Below are 16054 nucleotides of genomic sequence, written 5' to 3' on the forward strand. Positions count from 1 at the left end.
GGTCCGGGCAGCGTGAAGGCGGTGGGGTGTGTGGTCACGGGGTGCTCCAGGCCGTCATTCGGGGAGCCGGCCGACCTGGACGTTCTCCAGGATCCCTGCCGCGTCGGGCACGAGGATGGCCAGCGAGTAGTAGGCGGTGACGAGGTAGCTGATGATCGCGGCGGAGTCGATGCCCATGAACCGGACGTTCAGGCCCGGCTGGTACTCCTCCGGGATGCCGGTCTGGTGCAGGCCGACGACGCCCTGGTCCGCCTCGCCGGTGCGCAACGCGATGATGCTGGTGGTCTGGTCGTCACTGATCGGGATCTTGCCGCAGGGCAGGATCGGGACCCCGCGCCACGCCGGCACATCGTGGCCGTCCAGGCTCGCGGTGCCGGGCATCAGGCCGCGCCGGTTGCACTGCCGGAAGAAGGCGGCGATCGCCTTGGGGTGGGCGAGGAAGACCTTCGTCTTGCGGCGCATCGACAGCAGCTCGTCCATGTCGTCCGGGGCCGGCGGGCCGGCGAAGGTGCTGACCCGCTGGCCGTAGTCGACGTTGTGCAGGAGGCCGAACTCCCGGTTGTTGACCAGCTCCCACTCCTGGCGTTCGCGGATCTCCTCGACGGTCAGGCGCAGTTGCTGCTCGGTCTGGTCCATCGGGTCGTTGTAGAGGTCGGCGACGCGGCTGTGGAGCCGCAGGACGGTCTGGGTGAGGGACAGCTGGTACTCGCGCGGGGCGAGGTCGTAGTCCACGAAGCCGCCCGTCAGCGTCGGCTCGCCCACGTGGCCGGCCTGCACCGGGACGTCGGCCTCGCCCTTGCGGTTCATCGGCCGGTGCTGCCGGTCGACGTAGGAGCGCAGATGCGCGCCGAGGGAGGGCGCCCGCTGCGTGAGGTCCTCCACAGCGGCCCAGGGCATCGCGAGGACCACCCCGGCCGTCTCGGCCCGCACCGAGGCCGACCACAGCGGGTCGGGCTGCCCCACGGCCTCGTCGCCCAGCTGGTCGCCGTCGGTGACGACCCCGATGATCCCCTCGTCACCGTACTTGCCGCAGGTGTAGCGGGTGAACCGGCCGCGGACGACCAGGTACACCTCCGTCACGGGCTGGCCAGCCTCGAAGAGCACCTGTCCGGCGCGTACCTCCTGGGGCCGGAAGTGGCCGGCGATCTCCCGCAGGACGTCCGTGTCGGCGTAGCCGCGCAGGATCGGCAGCTCCGTGAGCGACTGCGGGATGACGCGGATGTCGTCGCTCCCGTTGTGCTCGAAGTGCACACGGCCACGGTTCGTGCGCAGTTGGAGGCGCCGGTTGACCCGGTACGTGCCGCCCTTGACGTCCACCCACGGCAGGGCCTTCAGCAGCCATCGCGAGGTGATGGCCTGCATCTGCGGTTCGGACTTGGTGGTCGTGGCGAGCTGGCGTGCCGCGCGGGTGCTCAGACTGGTGAGCTGCTCGGCCGCGGGATCAGCGGCGGGTTCTTCGACGGCGGGACCGGTGGCGCTGTCCAGTGTGGACACATTCCCTCCAGCAGGGCTGGTGAACGAACAGAGGTGACCGCAGCGGTCGGTGACGACGTGACGGCGGCGACCCTGTGATCCACTCAATCAGGACGGTCCGGGCGCGGGGTACGGCGTGAACGGGGCGGATCAGCGCTCCGGGGGTGGTAAACCTGCTGTTGGGGGCGGGGGTGGCCGACAGTGTGCTCCTGCGCCGCCGGACCGCTTCCGTGAGCCGTGTGACATCACCCTCCGCAGAGGGTTCACCACCACGAAACCACCGCCAAAACACCCGGGACACCGGCTGCGGGCGAACTTCATTTGAACCGGGTGCGCGAAGAACCCCCCCCCGGGCTGCCTGCGTCGAGCCGTACCGCCGGTTCCCCGGCACCCCATCCGGCAAGCGGCTTCAGGGCGTCCCGTGAGGCGTAGGGGTCCACATTCCATCCGCGCGTCGCCCTCACGGGTGAGTTCGCGACGCGCGAATCGCAGGGCTTCCTCGGCCGGCCCCCAGGCAACACCCACCCCCAGGCCGTCACGCCCCAAGGCACTCCCCGGTCCGGCGTCGCGATGACACGGCGGACACCCGCGGTGCCCCGTCCGTCCGGGTGACGCGCTGCGCCGCCACCACGCGCGGCGTGCCACGTCACGCCGAAGGCGTCCGCACTTCGCGCTTAGGGTGACGCCAGGAGGTGGCGGATGCGAGTGGGGTTGCACGCGCTCGGCATCGGTGACGGTGCCCGTCCGGAGGTCATCGGGGCGGTGGCCACAGCCGCGGAGACGCACGGTTTCGCCCGGCTCTGGTGCGGCGAGCACGTGGTGCTCGTGGACGCGCCCACCTCCCATTACCCCTACTCCGCGGACGGCCGGATCGCCGTACCCGCGGACGCGGACTGGCTGGACCCGCTGCTCGCGCTCAGCTACGCGGCAGCCGTCACCAGCCGGATCGAACTCGCCACCGGGGTGCTCCTACTGCCCGAGCACCACCCGGTCCTGGTCGCCAAACAGGCCGCCACACTCGACGTGCTCTCAGCCGGGCGCTTCTGCCTCGGGGTCGGGGTCGGCTGGTCGGCCGAGGAGTTCGCCGCGCTCGGGGTCCCCTTCGCCGGGCGTGGGCGGCGCGCCGAAGAGTACCTCGCCGCGATGCGCGTCCTCTGGGCCGAGGATCCGGCCTCCTTCGCGGGCGAGTTCACCCGCTTCGACGGAATCCGGGTCAACCCGAAGCCACGGCGCGGTAGCCGGCTCCCGGTCGTGGTCGGCGGCCACAGCGACGCCGCCCTGCGCCGCGCGGTCAGGCACGCCGACGGCTGGTACGGCTTCAACGTCCCGGTGGCCGACGTCGGCTCGCACGTCGCCGTCCTCGCCGACGAGTGCGCCCGCCAAGGTCGCGCCTTCGACGAGCTCACGGTCGCCGTCGCGTTGAGCGACGGCACGCCCGAGCACCTGCCGGCCCTCGCCACTGCGGGCGTCTCGGAACTCGTCGTCGTCGGCGCACCCCCGCCCGCTGCCGACGCGGCGGCCGCCTGGGTCGCGGAACTCGCCCGGGAGTGGATCATCCGGAACGAGTGACCGTGGCCGGTGCGAAGCCGGCGCGCGGCCCCGTGTACCCCATGGGCGGTGGGTCAGATACGTCCTTCTGCGGCGAGCCGCTCCACACGGCCGCCTGCCGCCAGGGTGGCTTTGGCCGCGGCCACATGCAGTTCGGTGACACGGTCGCGGATGCGCGCCAGAAGCGGCCAGTGGCAGGAGAGCTCACTGATCACTGCTGCTGCTTCCCGCGGCCGGCTGAGGCTTGCTCGATGTCCGCGCCGGAGCTGACGTGCCGCTGGGTCTCCTGGGGGCCGTGCCAGTCCAGGCACATCACGGTGGCGTCGTCTTCGAGCCGGCCGCCGGCGGCGTCACGGACTGCGGACGTCAGGGTCAGCGCGGTCTCACGCGGATGCAGGTCCCGGGTGTGCTCCAGCATGTCGAGCAGGTCGACCTGCTGCCCATGGCGCTCGAGCATGCCGTCGGTCAGCATGAGCAGACGGTCGCCGGGGCGCAGATCGATGTCCTGGACCCGGTGAGGGTGCGGCGCGTACGCGGAGAGCCCGAAGGGATGGTCCACCTCGCAGGTGATCACCTCCGCGACCCCCTTGCGTACGCGCAGTGGCCAGGGGTGACCGGCGTTGACGAGCTGGGCCTGCCCGGTGTGGAGGTTGATGCGCAGGAGCTGCCCGGTGGCGTGACCTTGGCCGTGCTCGGCCAGGGCCTGGTCGGCCCGGCGGGCCTGCTCGGCCAGGCCGGCTCCCACACGGCGCGCGCCGCGCAGAGCGCCCACCAGGACCGTGGCGGCCAGGGCGGCGTCGATGTCGTGCCCCATGGGGTCGGTCACCGAGAGGTGCAGGGTGTCCCGGTCCACGGTGTAGTCGAAGGTGTCGCCACTGAGGTCTTCGGAGGGCTCCAGGCTCCCGCACAGGGTGAACTGCGCGGCCTCGCAGGACAGCGACGCGGGCAGCAGCTGATACTGGATCTCCGCTGCCAGGGTGGGGGGCCTAGAGCGTTTGCCCCAGGTGTAGAAGTCGGTGAAGCGCCCGTTGGCGATCACGACATAGGCCAGCGCATGGGCGGCTTCCCCGACGGCATCAAGGACGTCTTCGCCGCAGTCGGTCGGCAGGAGCAGCTCCAGCAGTCCAATGGCGTCCCCCCGGTTGGTGACCGGTATGATCATTCGCTGTCCGCGGCTCGTCGCCGCCTGATACAGCCGCTGGGTACGGATCACCTGCTCGTAGACGCTGCCGAACAGGGGGATCCGTTCCGTTTCCCGCTCACCCCCCACTGCCCCGGCGGTGGACAGCCGCGCCACCGCCTTCCCCGTCAGGTCCACGATGAGGAAAGAGACCTTCGTAGCCTGAAAACGCCGCCGCAGGTCCTCCGCGACCACGTCGACGGCATCCGCCGGCGCCGCTGTCTCGGCGGCCGTCAGCAGCCGGGGAAGTCCACTCTTTCCAGCACTCACGGCCGCGGTCCCTTCCACCAGCCCCCTCACCAGCTTGGCTACCGCAGCGGTGAGCGTCAATCTGTGCCCACTCGCGGCTGCAACCGGCACACTGTGCTCCGCGGGCCCTCAGACATCAACGGCAACAGAGTTCCCGGCCAGCCCTGCGTTTCACGCTCGCCAGGAGCGGATGCGTTCGGCGGCGGTGAACACGTCGGCCTTGCCGCTGACCATGTCGCGGGCGAGCTCCACCGGGGCGTAGGGCGCATTGAGGGTGTGGCCGCTGGCCGTCATGTAGGCCACCGCTGCCATCGCGCCGAACAAGGCGTTGCGCGCGGGGAGGGGGCGGAGCTGGATGATGGTGTGCATCAGGGCGGCCGCGCGCCAGGCCTCGTCGTAATCGGCGCCGAAGGCGGGGGTGTTCACGCGGTGCCGGGCGACAGCTGCGACCAGTGCGGAGTAGTCGCGCACCGCCAGGTCCGTCATGCGGGCCTCTTGGATCTCCAGGAGCCAGCGGACGTCGGTGAAGACTTCCATCAGGCGGCGGCACCCGCTCCAGGGCGGGGTGCGTCGTCGGGGAAGGCCCCGTCGAAGGCGGCCGCATGGGCGTCGTGGAAGTCGAGCGCCGTGGAGACGAAGACCCGGCGGCGCCCTTCGAGGACGGTCGTGGCGTGGATGTAGTCCTCGACGGACATCCCCGCGGCTGCGGCGGCGACTTGCAACTGCCGCAACTCGGCTTCGGTGTAGTCCACGCTCACATCCGGCATGCACCGAAGGTACCGGATCGGTTGCGGCCGTTGCACCCGAGCCCGCGATCTGCTGCGTCATACCGAACCGAGCCTGTCATGGCGCGAAGACCTCAGGTCCCGGCGCACCGAAGGGTGCGCCGGGCCTGATGCGTGTCCTCGGCTACCACCAGATGACGGCGTATCCGTCACCACCGTTGTCGGCGGGTATCAGCGCGGCCACGGTACCGTCGCCGCCCGTGCCCGCACCCTGTGGGGCAGGCTCGACGATGCCGCTCACCGCCGGCTGGCCGCCAGGGCCGGCCAGCCCTTGGGCCACGACGGGAGGCTGGCCCTCGGCGCCCTGACGGGTCGTACCGCCGACCGAGCAGAAGCCGTTGCCGCCGGGACTGGGAGTCAGGGGGAGGAGGCCGGCGCGTCCTCCGGTGCCGCCGTCACCCCTCGCGAGGATACCGCTCGGGCCGGACAGGACGGTGTTCGCCCCGTTGGTACCGTTCACGCCGACGGCGTTGGCACCGGCCCCTCCTAGACCGACGGTCACGTTGTAGACCGTCCCGGGTGTCACGTCCACGGGACACCAGGCGAAGCCGCCGGCACCGCCGCCTCCGCCGAGGGGGACGGGGATGAGTCCGATTCCACCGCCGCCCCCGCCCGCACCCCACACCTGGACGAAGACCCTGGTGACCCCGGCTGGCGGGGTGAACGTTCCGTCGCCGACTCTGAAGTCCACGAGGTCGTGGGGGGCGGCGGCAGGTCCGGGCGGTCCAGCCGGGCCCTGCGGACCCTGCGTTCCGGGGTCGCCCTGCGGGCCGGCAGGCCCGGCCGGTCCCTGCGTTCCGGGCGGGCCCTGGGTCCCGGGGTCACCCTGCGGGCCGGCAGGCCCGGCCGGACCAGCCGGACCCTGCGCTCCGGGAGTTCCAGGCGGTCCGGGCGGGCCCTGGGGGCCAGGAGGCCCGGGGATGCCCGGTCGGCCGGGATGCCACGGACGGCCCGGGTATCCGGGGTAGCCGTGGTAGCCGGGGCGGCTCGGGCAGTACCCGGGGAAGTAGGGGAAGAGGAAGCACGGGTCGGCGAGAGCGGTCGTGGCGCCGGGTTTCACGGCGTCAGCCCGACCGCCGCCGGTGCTCTCCGCGTGCGCGGCACCTGTCAGAGCACTGGACGCCAGGGCCACGCTCGCGGCCATCGTCCACATCCGCAGACCACCTCGGCGTCGCCTTAGGGACGCCTGAGGCAGGGCTATTCGGGACAACACGTCACCTCCAGGAAGGGGCTCACAGTGCGCGGCAGACACCGCCCGGAGAGGAAGCTGGCATGGACAGCAGCGAGCCCACAGCAAGAATCACCCTGCGTTGCATGGCGTGCACATTCAGTAGCCGACCGGGTGACTCCTCGCAGCTCAGCCGGTTCCGGTCATCACGCCACCGGGGCGTCGAAGTCGATCGGGTACCGGAACTGCCAGGCGTTCTTCTCGGGCTTCATCAGCTTGAACATCGTCGGCAGCAGCGCGTCGCGGATCACCCGCGCGACCGGGCCCGCGGCCTTGCGGGCGTTGGTGCGGGCGGTCTCCTTGATGATCCGCTCCACCCGGGGCCGGCGCAGTTCCTCGTAGCGGGCCAGCGCCTGAGGCAGGGGCAGGTCGCGCAGGCAGCGGGCGAGTTCGACGGAGCTCTCCGCGGCGAGCGAGGCGCCCTGGCCGGAGCTGGAGGAGGGCGCATGGGCGGCGTCCCCGGTGAGGACCATCCGACCGCGGCTCCAGCGCACCGGCTGCGGCATGTTCTCGGTGCTGCCGGCGAAGAGCATGGTCTTCGGGTCGGTGGCCGCCAGCATCCGCCCGGCCGGGGTGGCGTCGCCTTCGCAGACCTCCGCCAGGTGTTCCAGCCAATAGGCGCCGCCGCGCTCGCGCTGCTCGTTGACCGAGAGCGGCTGCGCCACGGGCAGGTTGATGAACCACAGGCCCGTGCCGTCCGCGAAGACCTGCCAGGCGAAGAAGCAGCGCTTGCCGAAGGTCATGTGCATCATGCCGTCGGTGGGCGCGACGCCGGCGTCGGCGACCATGGCGCCGAACCCGGCCGTGCCCGCGAACTGCGGTGCGGAGGCGGTCGGATCGATCAGGCCGCGGACCGTGGAGCGCAGTCCGTCCGCGCCGATGAGCACGTCCGCCGTCGCCGTGCTGCCGTTCTCGAAGCGCGCGGTGACACCCTCGGCGTCCGCGCCCGCGTCGACGATGCGTCTGCCGTAGACGGTGGCCACGCCCCGCTCCTCGGCGGCCTCGCGCAAGGTCCGGAACAGCTCCGCGCGGAACACGAAGCGCGTCGGATCGATACCGGGCAGCGTGCCGAACTCGGCCAGCTTCTTGCCGTTCCAGCTCTGCAGCACCATGCCGTTCATCTCGGTGCTGACCGCGCGGACCGCGTCGCCCACGCCGATCGCGTCGAACGCCTGGAATCCGTTCGGCGCCAGTCCCATGCCGCCGCCGGCCTCGTCGGCCGGGCCGTCGTACGCCTCGAAGACCGTCGCCTCGATGCCCGCTTGCCGGAGCGCCATCGCGGTGACGGGACCGGCGATGCCGCCGCCGATGACCAGTGCGGAGCGGACCTTGCCGTTCGTGGTGCCAGTCGAGTTCGTCATGACGTGATAGTTGCACTGCAACTAGTCTCTGGTCAACTAGTTCGACCGTGGGTAGCATCGGGCCATGAGCACTGCGCCCCGGAGTTCCCCCCTCGCCCTGACCGTCCTGGCCCTGCTGCACTACAAGCCGCTGCATCCCTACGGCATCCAGCGGCTGCTCAAGGAATGGGGCAAGGACCAGGTCGTCAACGTCGGTCAGCGGGCCGGCCTGTACCGGACCATGGAGCGCCTGCTCGCCGCCGGGCTGATCGCCGTCCGCGAGACGGGCCGGGACGCGCAGTACCCGGAGCGCACCGTGTACGAGGTCACCGAGGCGGGCAGCGAGGCGGCGCACCGCTGGCTCGACGAGATGCTCGCCACGCCGAAGCAGGAGTTCCCCGAGTTTCCCGCCGCGCTGTCGCTCATCATGATGCTGACGCCGGAGGCACTGCGGGATGCGCTCGGCCGCCGCGCCGAGGCCCTGGAGACGGCCCTCGCGAAGCACGAAGCGGACCTCGCCCGGGAAGCGGACAGCGGGCTGCCGCGGATCGCGACGCTGGAGCTGGGGTACGTGCGCACGATGACGGCGGCGGAGCTGGCGTGGGTACGGGGCGTGCTGGCCGATTTCGCGGACGGGCGCCTGGCCTGGTCGCCCGAGGAACTGCTCGCCCACGCGGGCGATGAAGGGTGACCACCGGGGCGGCCGGGCGGCCCCGCGTCACTTCCCGGCAGGGCCGACGGTGCCGGACGCGGCACCAGGCGCCAGCAGCCCGCGCAGGACGTTGCCCTCCGTCGTCAGATAGCTGGAGCGGTAGTCGAAGCGGCGCGCCCGGGCGAACAGCAGGAAGTAGTACTTGGCGTTCTCGCTGAACCAGTACGCCGGGGTCAGGTCCCCCAGTTCCATCGGGGACACCGTCACGTCCCGGACGACCGTGTAGCCGTTGGGGACCTTGCAGTAGCGCTCCTGACGGCCGAACATCTCGCGGGCGCGTGCGCGGTACAGCTCCTTCCCGGTGGTGAGCCACAGGAGCAGGCAGGAGTTGGCGTACTCCGGGCGCAGCGGGTAGGACGGGTCGATCGCCCGCAGGGTCCGGTAGTCGAAGAGGTCCGGCGGCAGTCGGAAGGTGTCGAGCACGGCCGTCCAGCTGTCGAGGTAGCTCTCGCCGCCGGCGAGGTGGCCGCTCTGGGCGAGCAGGCCGGCGTAGAAGGCGGTCAGCCCGGACTCGACGTGGCCGGCTGCGCGGCCCGTGGTCATCTGCGCCTGCCGGAACCACAGCCGCCCGGTGTCCCGGTCGGCGAGATACCGGAAGATCCCGGCGGTCAGCGTGGTGTACCAGGTGTGCACTTCCTCGTCGCCGTACAGCGCCCAGCCGTGCCACAGACTCTCGTAGAAGGAGTCGACGGGCGGATCGAGGGTGGCGGTGGTGCCGGTCCACGCCCCGGTCTCGACGTTCATGCTGGTGCCCACCAGGTCCAGCCGCGAGCGGCGTTCGTAGACCGCGCGCAGCGCCCGCTTGGCCGCACCGTAGTAGGAGCGGTCGCCGGTGAGCCGGGACAGCTCCCCGAACTCGGTGATGCAGCTGCCGATCTCGGCGACGTAGTTGACCTGGCCGCCCACCGCGCCCGTGGAGAGGTTGACGTAGCGGTAGGGGGCGCCCGTGGGTGACTTGACGAAGGCGGGCATCAGCCGGTCCGCGAGGTCGCGGGCCAGATCCAGCAGCACGGGTTCCCTGGTCGCCAGGTACCCCGACAGCAGCCCGCCGACCAGCCGGATGATCGACTCGAAGACCTGGACCGACACGTCCTGGTCGAGGACGAGTTCGTCGCGCACCCAATGGACGGCCGCGGCCAGGTCCTCGTCCAGCTCCATCAGGTACAGCGTGTCGAGCGCCTCGACGATCGTCAGGCCGAACGTGTGACCCCGGACGAAGAAGTCCGCACCGCAGCCACGCAGCGGCCGCAGCTCGTCACGGCCCCAGGCCAGCCGCCGGTAGGCGTCCCACGACCTACGGAACGAGGCGACGGCCTCCTCCCCCAGGTCCGCATACGGCTCGGGCGCCACGGCGGCCGCACCGGCCGAGGGCACGGCCGGAACGGCAGCGACGGGCGTCAGGGCGGCCACGGCACCGAGCAGCCTGCGCCGTGACACTCCGCCAGGACCCACGAAAGTTCCCATGACCGCACACATGCCCCAAATGCGCCATCCCCTTTCCCGGCCCCACGGGAGATCACCGCATTGACGGGACATCCTTGCCGATGACCGGCTCAAGCAGCGACGCCGACCCCGCACGCCTTCCGCGTCGAGGCCGTGGTCAGGACCGGTCCGCCACGGCGGCGGTGAAACGCGCCACGAGCGCCGCAACCGCGGCACGCAGCTCCTCCCCGCCCTCGACGCGGAAGGCGAACGGCACCCTCGCCAGCCATTCCTGCACGTACATGTCCGGGTTGCGGGTGCTGCCGACCAGCACGCATCCCTCCCCCGAGGGCTCCAGCCGCCCCATGGGCGGCCGGATCCACGGGGCCACCTCGGCCAGGGGCGCGTCGAACACCACGCGGGTGGAGAACTCCCACCCCAGGCCCAGGTTCTCCTCGAGCGCCGCCACCGGGTCGAGGCCCTCGGGCGGCTCGAACCCGTGCCCGGTCGGCCGGACCGCACGGATCCGGTCGAGCCGGTAGGTGCGGATCGCGTCCGCACGATGGGAGTGGCACAGCACGTACCAGCGCCCGTAGCGGACGACGATGGACCAGGGGTCCACCTCCGCCTCCCACTCGTTGCCGGCCTCGCTGCGGTACGTGACCGACACGCGCCGCCGGGCCGCGACGGCGTCGACGATTTCGCTGGTGATGGCCGGATCGGGGCGCGCCGCGTACGGGTCCGCCGCGGCCGACGCGTACTCCCGCAGCAGCGCGGCCTGTTGGCCGACGCTCTCCGGAAGCGCCTTGACGACCTTGCCCAGGGCTGCGCCGACCAGGTCGTCGGTACCGGCCGCTGCCGGCTGGGCGCTGAGCACCGCCATCACCAGGCCCAGGGCCTCGGACTGCGTGAAGTGCACCGGGGGCAGCCTCGTCCCGCGCCCCAGCCGGTACCCGCCATACGGCCCCCGGGCCGACTCCACGGGGATGCCGGCCTCCCGGAGGATCCCGACGTACCGGCGCGCGGCGCGCTCGGTGACGCCCAGCCGCACGGCGAGTTCGCCGGCCGTCGTACCGGGGCGGGTCTGGAGGATCTCCAGGGCGCGCAGCGCCCGCGCGGTGGGGCTGAGGTCGTTCGGCACGGGAGCAGGTTAATCCGGATGAACCGGCAGTGGATCGTCCGGATCTCCTCCTACGGTGGCGTCCACGAAGTTGGAGAAGGGAAACCGACCATGGACATCCTGCTCATCGGCGGCCTGTGGCTGAACGGATCCGTGTGGGGCCGCGTCGCGTCCGCGCTCGAATCGCTCGGCCACCGCCCCGTACCGCTCACCCTGCCGGGCCAGGGGGACGGCTCCGTGTCCGCCACGCTCGACGACCAGTTGGCGACGGTGCTCGCCGCGGTGGACGCCACGCCCGGCAAGCCCCTGGTGGTGGGGCATTCCGCCGCCTCCACGCTGGCCTGGCTGGCTGCCGACCGGCGGCCGGGGCGGGTCGCCAAGGTCGCCCTCATCGGCGGTTTCCCGACCGCCGGCGGTCAGCCGTACGCCGACTTCTTCGAGGTGACGGGCGGCGTCATGCCCTTCCCCGGCTGGGGCCCCTTCGAGGGACCGGACGCCGCCGACCTCGATGACGGCGCCAGGCGGGAGCTGGCGGCCGCCGCGATCCCGGTACCCGCAGGCGTGTCCAAGGCAGTGGTGCGACTGACGGACGAACGGAGGTTCGACGTCCCGGTCGTGGTCGTGTGCCCCGAGTTCACGCCCACGCAGGCGCAGGAGTGGATCAACGCCGGCGACGTCCCGGAGCTCGCCCGGGCCAAGCACGTCGACTTCGCCGACATCGACTCGGGCCACTGGCCCATGATCACCCAGCCCGCCGAACTGGCCCGGATCCTGGCCGGGGCAGCCGACGCGGCCTGACGAGGGAGCCACCGGGCGCTTGATGGGCACGGCTGTCGGCGGCACGCGTTAGGGTGCGCCTCCATGGACGCGGCTGATCTTGACCACCGTACGCGGACGCGGACCGGGTGATCCCGCGCCCGGCCGGACCGTCATGGACCCTCGCGGCGGACGACACACCTCCCTTCTGACTCCGCCCGCAGCCGACCTGACACCCCGACGGGCACCCGCGTCCACTCCCCGCTCGCCGCCTCACACGACCAGGAGCTCCCTGGACTCACGCATGTTCGCTGCGGGCCTGCAGGGGATGGAGCCGGGCGGGCGGGTGCTCGATCGGCAGGTCGGGGCGCCAGGTGGTCAGGCACTGAGCGCTGGGGACGAACAGGCCGTTCGGGAGCCGGTCGAGCGGCCACCACCGCCAGTCACCCACGCGCTCGCCGGGTTGGTCGGCCGGTTCGCCGTCCCATGCGGTGATCACCGCGGCCACGGTCGCCCGCAGCATGCCCTGGGCCTCGTCCAGGAGCAGGCCGAGCAGCTCGACGTCCTCCTCGCGTACGGTGCAGCCGGTTTCCTCCTTCACCTCACGGGAGGCGGTACCGGCCAGCGACTCCCCTCTTTCCACCGAACCCCCAGGCAGCTCCCACGTACCCCGGCGATGCCGGCCCAGCAGAAGACCGCGGGGGCCGTGCAGGATCGCCCCGACGCCGAGGGCGGTGTTCGGCGGCGGCGGGCCGGTGGTACGGGGGCGGCTGGTGACCCGGGTGCGCCGACGTACGCGGAACAGCCGGCAGGACGTCGGGACACCCTCTTCCGGCGCGTCCAGGACCTCGATCCCCTCGATGACGAAGCCGTGTTCCTCCAGCAGGTCCCGCCACAACTCCGGTGCCAGAACCCACATCTGCACGGTCAGCTGCCCGCCGCCCGCCAGGGGCAGGATCTGCGGGCGGGCCGTGACGGTGTCCGAGGGGCCCTGGCCGTCGGAGTCGGTGTGCAGGACCGAGAACACCAGCCTGCCGCCCGGTGCCAGCGCGTCCGCGACGGCGGGCAGCAGCCGTCGCGGGTCGACGTACGCGAAACCGTGGACGGAGTAGATCACCTCGTACGGATCCGCCCGCCGCAGATGCTCGACCGCGTCGGCCAGGATCAGGCGCAGCCCCGGCACGGCCGAGTAACGCGCGGCGGCGCGCTCGTACTGGGTGGGCGAGGCTTCGACGGCGTCGACGTCGGCACCGTGCGCACGGACCAGGTGGGCGGCATGCCTGCCCAGGCCCGATCCGAGGTCCGCGACCCGCCGCCCTCGCACGTCGCCCAGGGCCTCCACGCCGTGTTCGTCCGGCCAGAAGCCCCAGGAGATGTCGTCCGCGTCGGGAACGTCGGTGCCCCTGGCCACGTGGTGGGCTCCGTAGGCGGTCCAGGCGTCGGCGTTCGTCACTTCGACAGGGTCCACAGTGCTGTCCCTACCCACGGTGCGGCCGCGCCTGCCCCCTGACGGCCGTTCGACACCACATCATGCGCCGCCATCGATGCGCGTGCGTGCACTGACACCCGACGATCCGTCAGAACACCTTCGTCGCCGCCTCACAGACATCCGACCTCCTCTCAACATGGACCGTGGAGTTCGAGCCGAAGATGGGGAAATCACGGACTAAAACTCCATAAGATCAACAGCGGCAAGGGAAAAGGTCGGGTTAATTTGGCATCGGCCGTTGACATGGGCGAAACAAGTTGATTATTTATGAATACTTTTCGTGGGCTGCTGTGACCCTGGAAGGGAACCCTTGCCGTGTCCGCTTCTTCCCGACGTGACTTCCTCCGCCTGGCCGGCGCCACCAGTGGTGCCCTCGCCCTGTCGAGCGGCCTCTACCCGTTCGCCGCACATGCCGCTCCCGCCCGTCCGACCAGCGTGGACATCGTCCCGGAGGAGAAGGCCACGTCGCTTTGGTACCGCACGCCCGCCAACGAGGCGCGCATCATCCAGGAGGCACTGCCGGTCGGCAACGGCCGGCTGGGCGCGCTGGTCGGTGGTGATCCGGCGGACGACTTCCTCTACCTGACCGACGGCGCGTTCTGGACCGGCGGCACCAACGACACCCTGACCGACGACGGCCAGTTGCCGTACGGTCCGGACGACTTCGGCAGCTTCGGCCTCCTGGCCAAGCTCCGGATCGCACTGCCCGGCCACTCCGGCAAGGCGGTGAGCAAGTACCGTCGCCGGCTCGACCTGAGCAACGGCGTGGTCTGCGCGGAGTACCTGCACGAGGGCAACCTCCACCGCCGCGAGGTGTACGCCAGCCATCCGGACGACGTGGTCGTCGTCCGGCTCAGCGGCGGGCCGCACACCGGTACGGTCTCGCTGGCCGGCACGCACGGCGAGACCACCGCGGGCGGCAGCGGGCACGTGTCGTTCGCCGGGACGCTGAAGAACGGTCTGCGCTACGCGGCGGCAGTGACCGCGGTCAGTGCGTCGGGCCGGGTCAGCGTGGAGGGCGACAAGCTGTCCTTCGCCGGGTGCCGGGAGCTGCTGATCGTGGTGTGCGGCGGCACCGACTACTCCCCCGACGCCGCGAAGAAGTTCCGCGAGCCGGGCACCGGCCCCCTCGCGGTGGCCCGCGCCAAGATCGCCGCCGCGGCGAAGGTGTCCGGCAACGAGCTGCTCAAGACCCATGTGTCCGACTACCACCGGCTCTACAACCGGTTCAGCATCGACCTGGGCGAGTCCTCGGCGCTGCAGCGGTCCCTGGACTCCTGGTCCCGCATCGCCGTGAGGTACACCGACGCGACCACCCCGGACCCGGAACTGGAGGCCGCCTACGTCCAGTACGGCCGCTACCTCACCATCACCGGCTCCCGCGACTGGCTGCCGATGAACCTGCAGGGCATCTGGGTGCACAACAACAACCCGGACTGGTACGCCGATTACCACACCGACATCAACGTCCAGATGAACTACTGGCTGGCCGACCCGGCCGGCCTGGGCGAAAACGCGTACGCCCTCGCCCGGTACTGCGTGTCCCAGCTGCCGGTCTGGACCGACGTCACCAAGCGGCTGTTCAACGACGGACGCAACCGGTTCCGCAACAGCACGGGGAAGATCGCCGGGTGGGCGGTCGCGTTCTCCACCAACATCCACGGCGGCAGCGGCTGGGCCTGGCACCCCTCCGGCAACGCCTGGCTGTGCAACTCCCTGTGGCGGCACTACGAGTACAGCCAGGACCGCGCCTACCTGGAGCTGATCTACCCCGTCCTGAAGGGGGCGGCGGAGTTCTGGCAGGCGCGCCTGATCAGCACCACGGTCACCGGGACGGACGGCACGTCCCAACAAGTCCTGATCGACGACACCTCCTGGTCGCCGGAGCACGGTCCGGACGGGAAGGGCAACACCTACGGGCAGGAACTGGCGTGGGAGCTCTTCGAGGAGTTCAAGACCGCCTCCCGCGTGCTCCACCGGGACACCGAACTGGCCGCCGAGCTCAGCGCGATGCAGGCCAAGCTCTACCTGCCCCGGGTCAGCCCGAAGACCGGCTGGCTGGAGGAATGGATGACCCCCGACAACCTCGGCGAGGTCACGCACCGGCACCTGTCGCCGCTGATCGGCTTCTACCCGGGCGACCGGATCGCCGCCGACACCAGCCCGGCGGAGCTGCTCGAAGGGGTCCGTGCGCTGCTCACCGCCCGCGGCATGGACAGTTTCGGCTGGGGGTGCGCGTGGCGGTCGTTGTGCTGGTCCCGGCTGAAGGACGCGGAGAAGGCCTACCAGCTGTACCTGACGGTGCTGCGGCCGTCCATCACCAACGGCAACGGCACCTCGGCCAACTGGTTCGACATGTACAGCCAGGGCAGCTACACGATCTTCCAGATCGACGCGAACCTGGGCGGTGCCACCGCCGCGCTGGAGATGATCCTCTACTCACGGCCGGGCGTCATCGAGCTGCTGCCCGCACTCCCCCAGGCCTGGGCGGCCAAGGGTTCCGTGACCGGAGTGGGCGCCCGCGGCGGCTTCGAGGTGGACCTGTCCTGGCGCAACGGCAAGGTGACCGAGGCGACCGTCCGCAGCACCGGCGGGACCGCCACCGAGCTGCGCGCCGGCGACTTCCGCAAGCAGCTCACCCTCAAGCCCGGCAAGTCCGTGACGATACGCATCCCCTAGCCACGGTCTTCGTGACGGCCCGCCGGTTCCTCCGGCGGGCCGTTGCGCATTCCTGGTTCCGCGGCCGCATCCG

Annotated in this window: 14 protein-coding genes; 4 read left to right on the top strand and 10 right to left on the bottom strand. The window is 71.3% G+C overall.

The window, feature by feature from the left end:
- Positions 1 to 54 precede the first annotated feature (54 nt).
- Positions 55 to 1494: a family 2B encapsulin nanocompartment shell protein gene (locus PV341_RS12885; protein WP_500328311.1), complete on the bottom strand. Its 1440-nt coding sequence runs from the start codon at positions 1492 to 1494 to the stop codon at positions 55 to 57.
- 678 nt (positions 1495 to 2172) lie between these two features.
- Here PV341_RS12885 and PV341_RS12890 point away from each other — a divergent pair.
- Positions 2173 to 3042: an LLM class F420-dependent oxidoreductase gene (locus PV341_RS12890; protein WP_500357794.1), complete on the top strand. Its 870-nt coding sequence runs from the start codon at positions 2173 to 2175 to the stop codon at positions 3040 to 3042.
- Positions 3043 to 3095: 53 nt separating this feature from the next.
- On the opposite strand, the gene PV341_RS12895 is transcribed toward PV341_RS12890, so the two are convergent.
- The 6 genes from PV341_RS12895 to PV341_RS12920 form a co-directional block, all read right to left on the bottom strand.
- The gene (locus PV341_RS12895; RefSeq protein WP_500328314.1) at positions 3096 to 3236 is read right to left on the bottom strand and encodes a hypothetical protein; all 141 of its coding nucleotides are present in this window, start codon (positions 3234 to 3236) and stop codon (positions 3096 to 3098) included.
- Positions 3233 to 4471 carry a SpoIIE family protein phosphatase gene (locus tag PV341_RS12900; protein WP_500357795.1) on the bottom strand — a complete coding sequence of 413 codons (1239 nt, stop codon included), beginning with the start codon at positions 4469 to 4471 and terminating at the stop codon, positions 3233 to 3235. The genes PV341_RS12895 and PV341_RS12900 overlap by 4 nt, the downstream gene beginning before the upstream one ends.
- A gap of 150 nt (positions 4472 to 4621) precedes the next feature.
- The gene (locus PV341_RS12905) at positions 4622 to 4987 is read right to left on the bottom strand and encodes a toxin Doc (protein ID WP_500357796.1); all 366 of its coding nucleotides are present in this window, start codon (positions 4985 to 4987) and stop codon (positions 4622 to 4624) included.
- Positions 4987 to 5217 carry a hypothetical protein gene (locus PV341_RS12910; RefSeq protein WP_500357798.1) on the bottom strand — a complete coding sequence of 77 codons (231 nt, stop codon included), beginning with the start codon at positions 5215 to 5217 and terminating at the stop codon, positions 4987 to 4989. Before PV341_RS12910 ends, PV341_RS12905 begins: the two co-directional genes overlap by 1 nt.
- Positions 5218 to 5359: 142 nt before the next feature.
- Positions 5360 to 5926, bottom strand: a complete 567-nt coding sequence (locus tag PV341_RS12915) for a glycine-rich domain-containing protein (RefSeq protein ID WP_500328320.1) — start codon at positions 5924 to 5926, stop codon at positions 5360 to 5362.
- A gap of 683 nt (positions 5927 to 6609) precedes the next feature.
- Positions 6610 to 7824: an FAD-dependent oxidoreductase gene (locus PV341_RS12920; RefSeq protein WP_500328322.1), complete on the bottom strand. Its 1215-nt coding sequence runs from the start codon at positions 7822 to 7824 to the stop codon at positions 6610 to 6612.
- A gap of 64 nt (positions 7825 to 7888) precedes the next feature.
- On the opposite strand from PV341_RS12920, the gene PV341_RS12925 reads away from it, so the two are divergent.
- On the top strand, positions 7889 to 8494 hold the full coding sequence (locus PV341_RS12925; RefSeq protein WP_500328323.1) for a PadR family transcriptional regulator: 606 nt from the start codon (positions 7889 to 7891) through the stop codon (positions 8492 to 8494).
- 27 nt (positions 8495 to 8521) lie between these two features.
- On the opposite strand, the gene PV341_RS12930 is transcribed toward PV341_RS12925, so the two are convergent.
- Together PV341_RS12930 and PV341_RS12935 are read right to left on the bottom strand one after the other, a co-directional pair.
- A complete protein-coding gene (locus tag PV341_RS12930) occupies positions 8522 to 9979 on the bottom strand; it encodes a glycoside hydrolase family 47 protein (protein ID WP_500357800.1) in 1458 nt (485 codons plus the stop codon).
- 136 nt (positions 9980 to 10115) lie between these two features.
- Entirely contained in the window at positions 10116 to 11078 is a 963-nt protein-coding gene (locus tag PV341_RS12935) for a helix-turn-helix transcriptional regulator (RefSeq protein ID WP_500328326.1), read from the bottom strand.
- A 90-nt stretch (positions 11079 to 11168) separates the two neighbouring features.
- On the opposite strand from PV341_RS12935, the gene PV341_RS12940 reads away from it, so the two are divergent.
- Positions 11169 to 11855 carry an alpha/beta fold hydrolase gene (locus PV341_RS12940; protein WP_500357802.1) on the top strand — a complete coding sequence of 229 codons (687 nt, stop codon included), beginning with the start codon at positions 11169 to 11171 and terminating at the stop codon, positions 11853 to 11855.
- Positions 11856 to 12111: 256 nt separating this feature from the next.
- Here the strand turns inward: PV341_RS12940 and PV341_RS12945 are convergent, their stop codons facing one another.
- On the bottom strand, positions 12112 to 13266 hold the full coding sequence (locus PV341_RS12945) for a bifunctional class I SAM-dependent methyltransferase/NUDIX hydrolase (protein ID WP_500357804.1): 1155 nt from the start codon (positions 13264 to 13266) through the stop codon (positions 12112 to 12114).
- A gap of 351 nt (positions 13267 to 13617) precedes the next feature.
- On the opposite strand from PV341_RS12945, the gene PV341_RS12950 reads away from it, so the two are divergent.
- Entirely contained in the window at positions 13618 to 15981 is a 2364-nt protein-coding gene (locus PV341_RS12950) for a glycosyl hydrolase family 95 catalytic domain-containing protein (RefSeq protein WP_500357806.1), read from the top strand.
- The last annotated feature ends 73 nt before the right edge of the window (positions 15982 to 16054 follow it).

The sequence above is a fragment of the Streptomyces sp. PA03-1a genome (genome assembly GCF_033792805.1).
Taxonomy (GTDB): Bacteria; Actinomycetota; Actinomycetes; order Streptomycetales; family Streptomycetaceae; genus Actinacidiphila.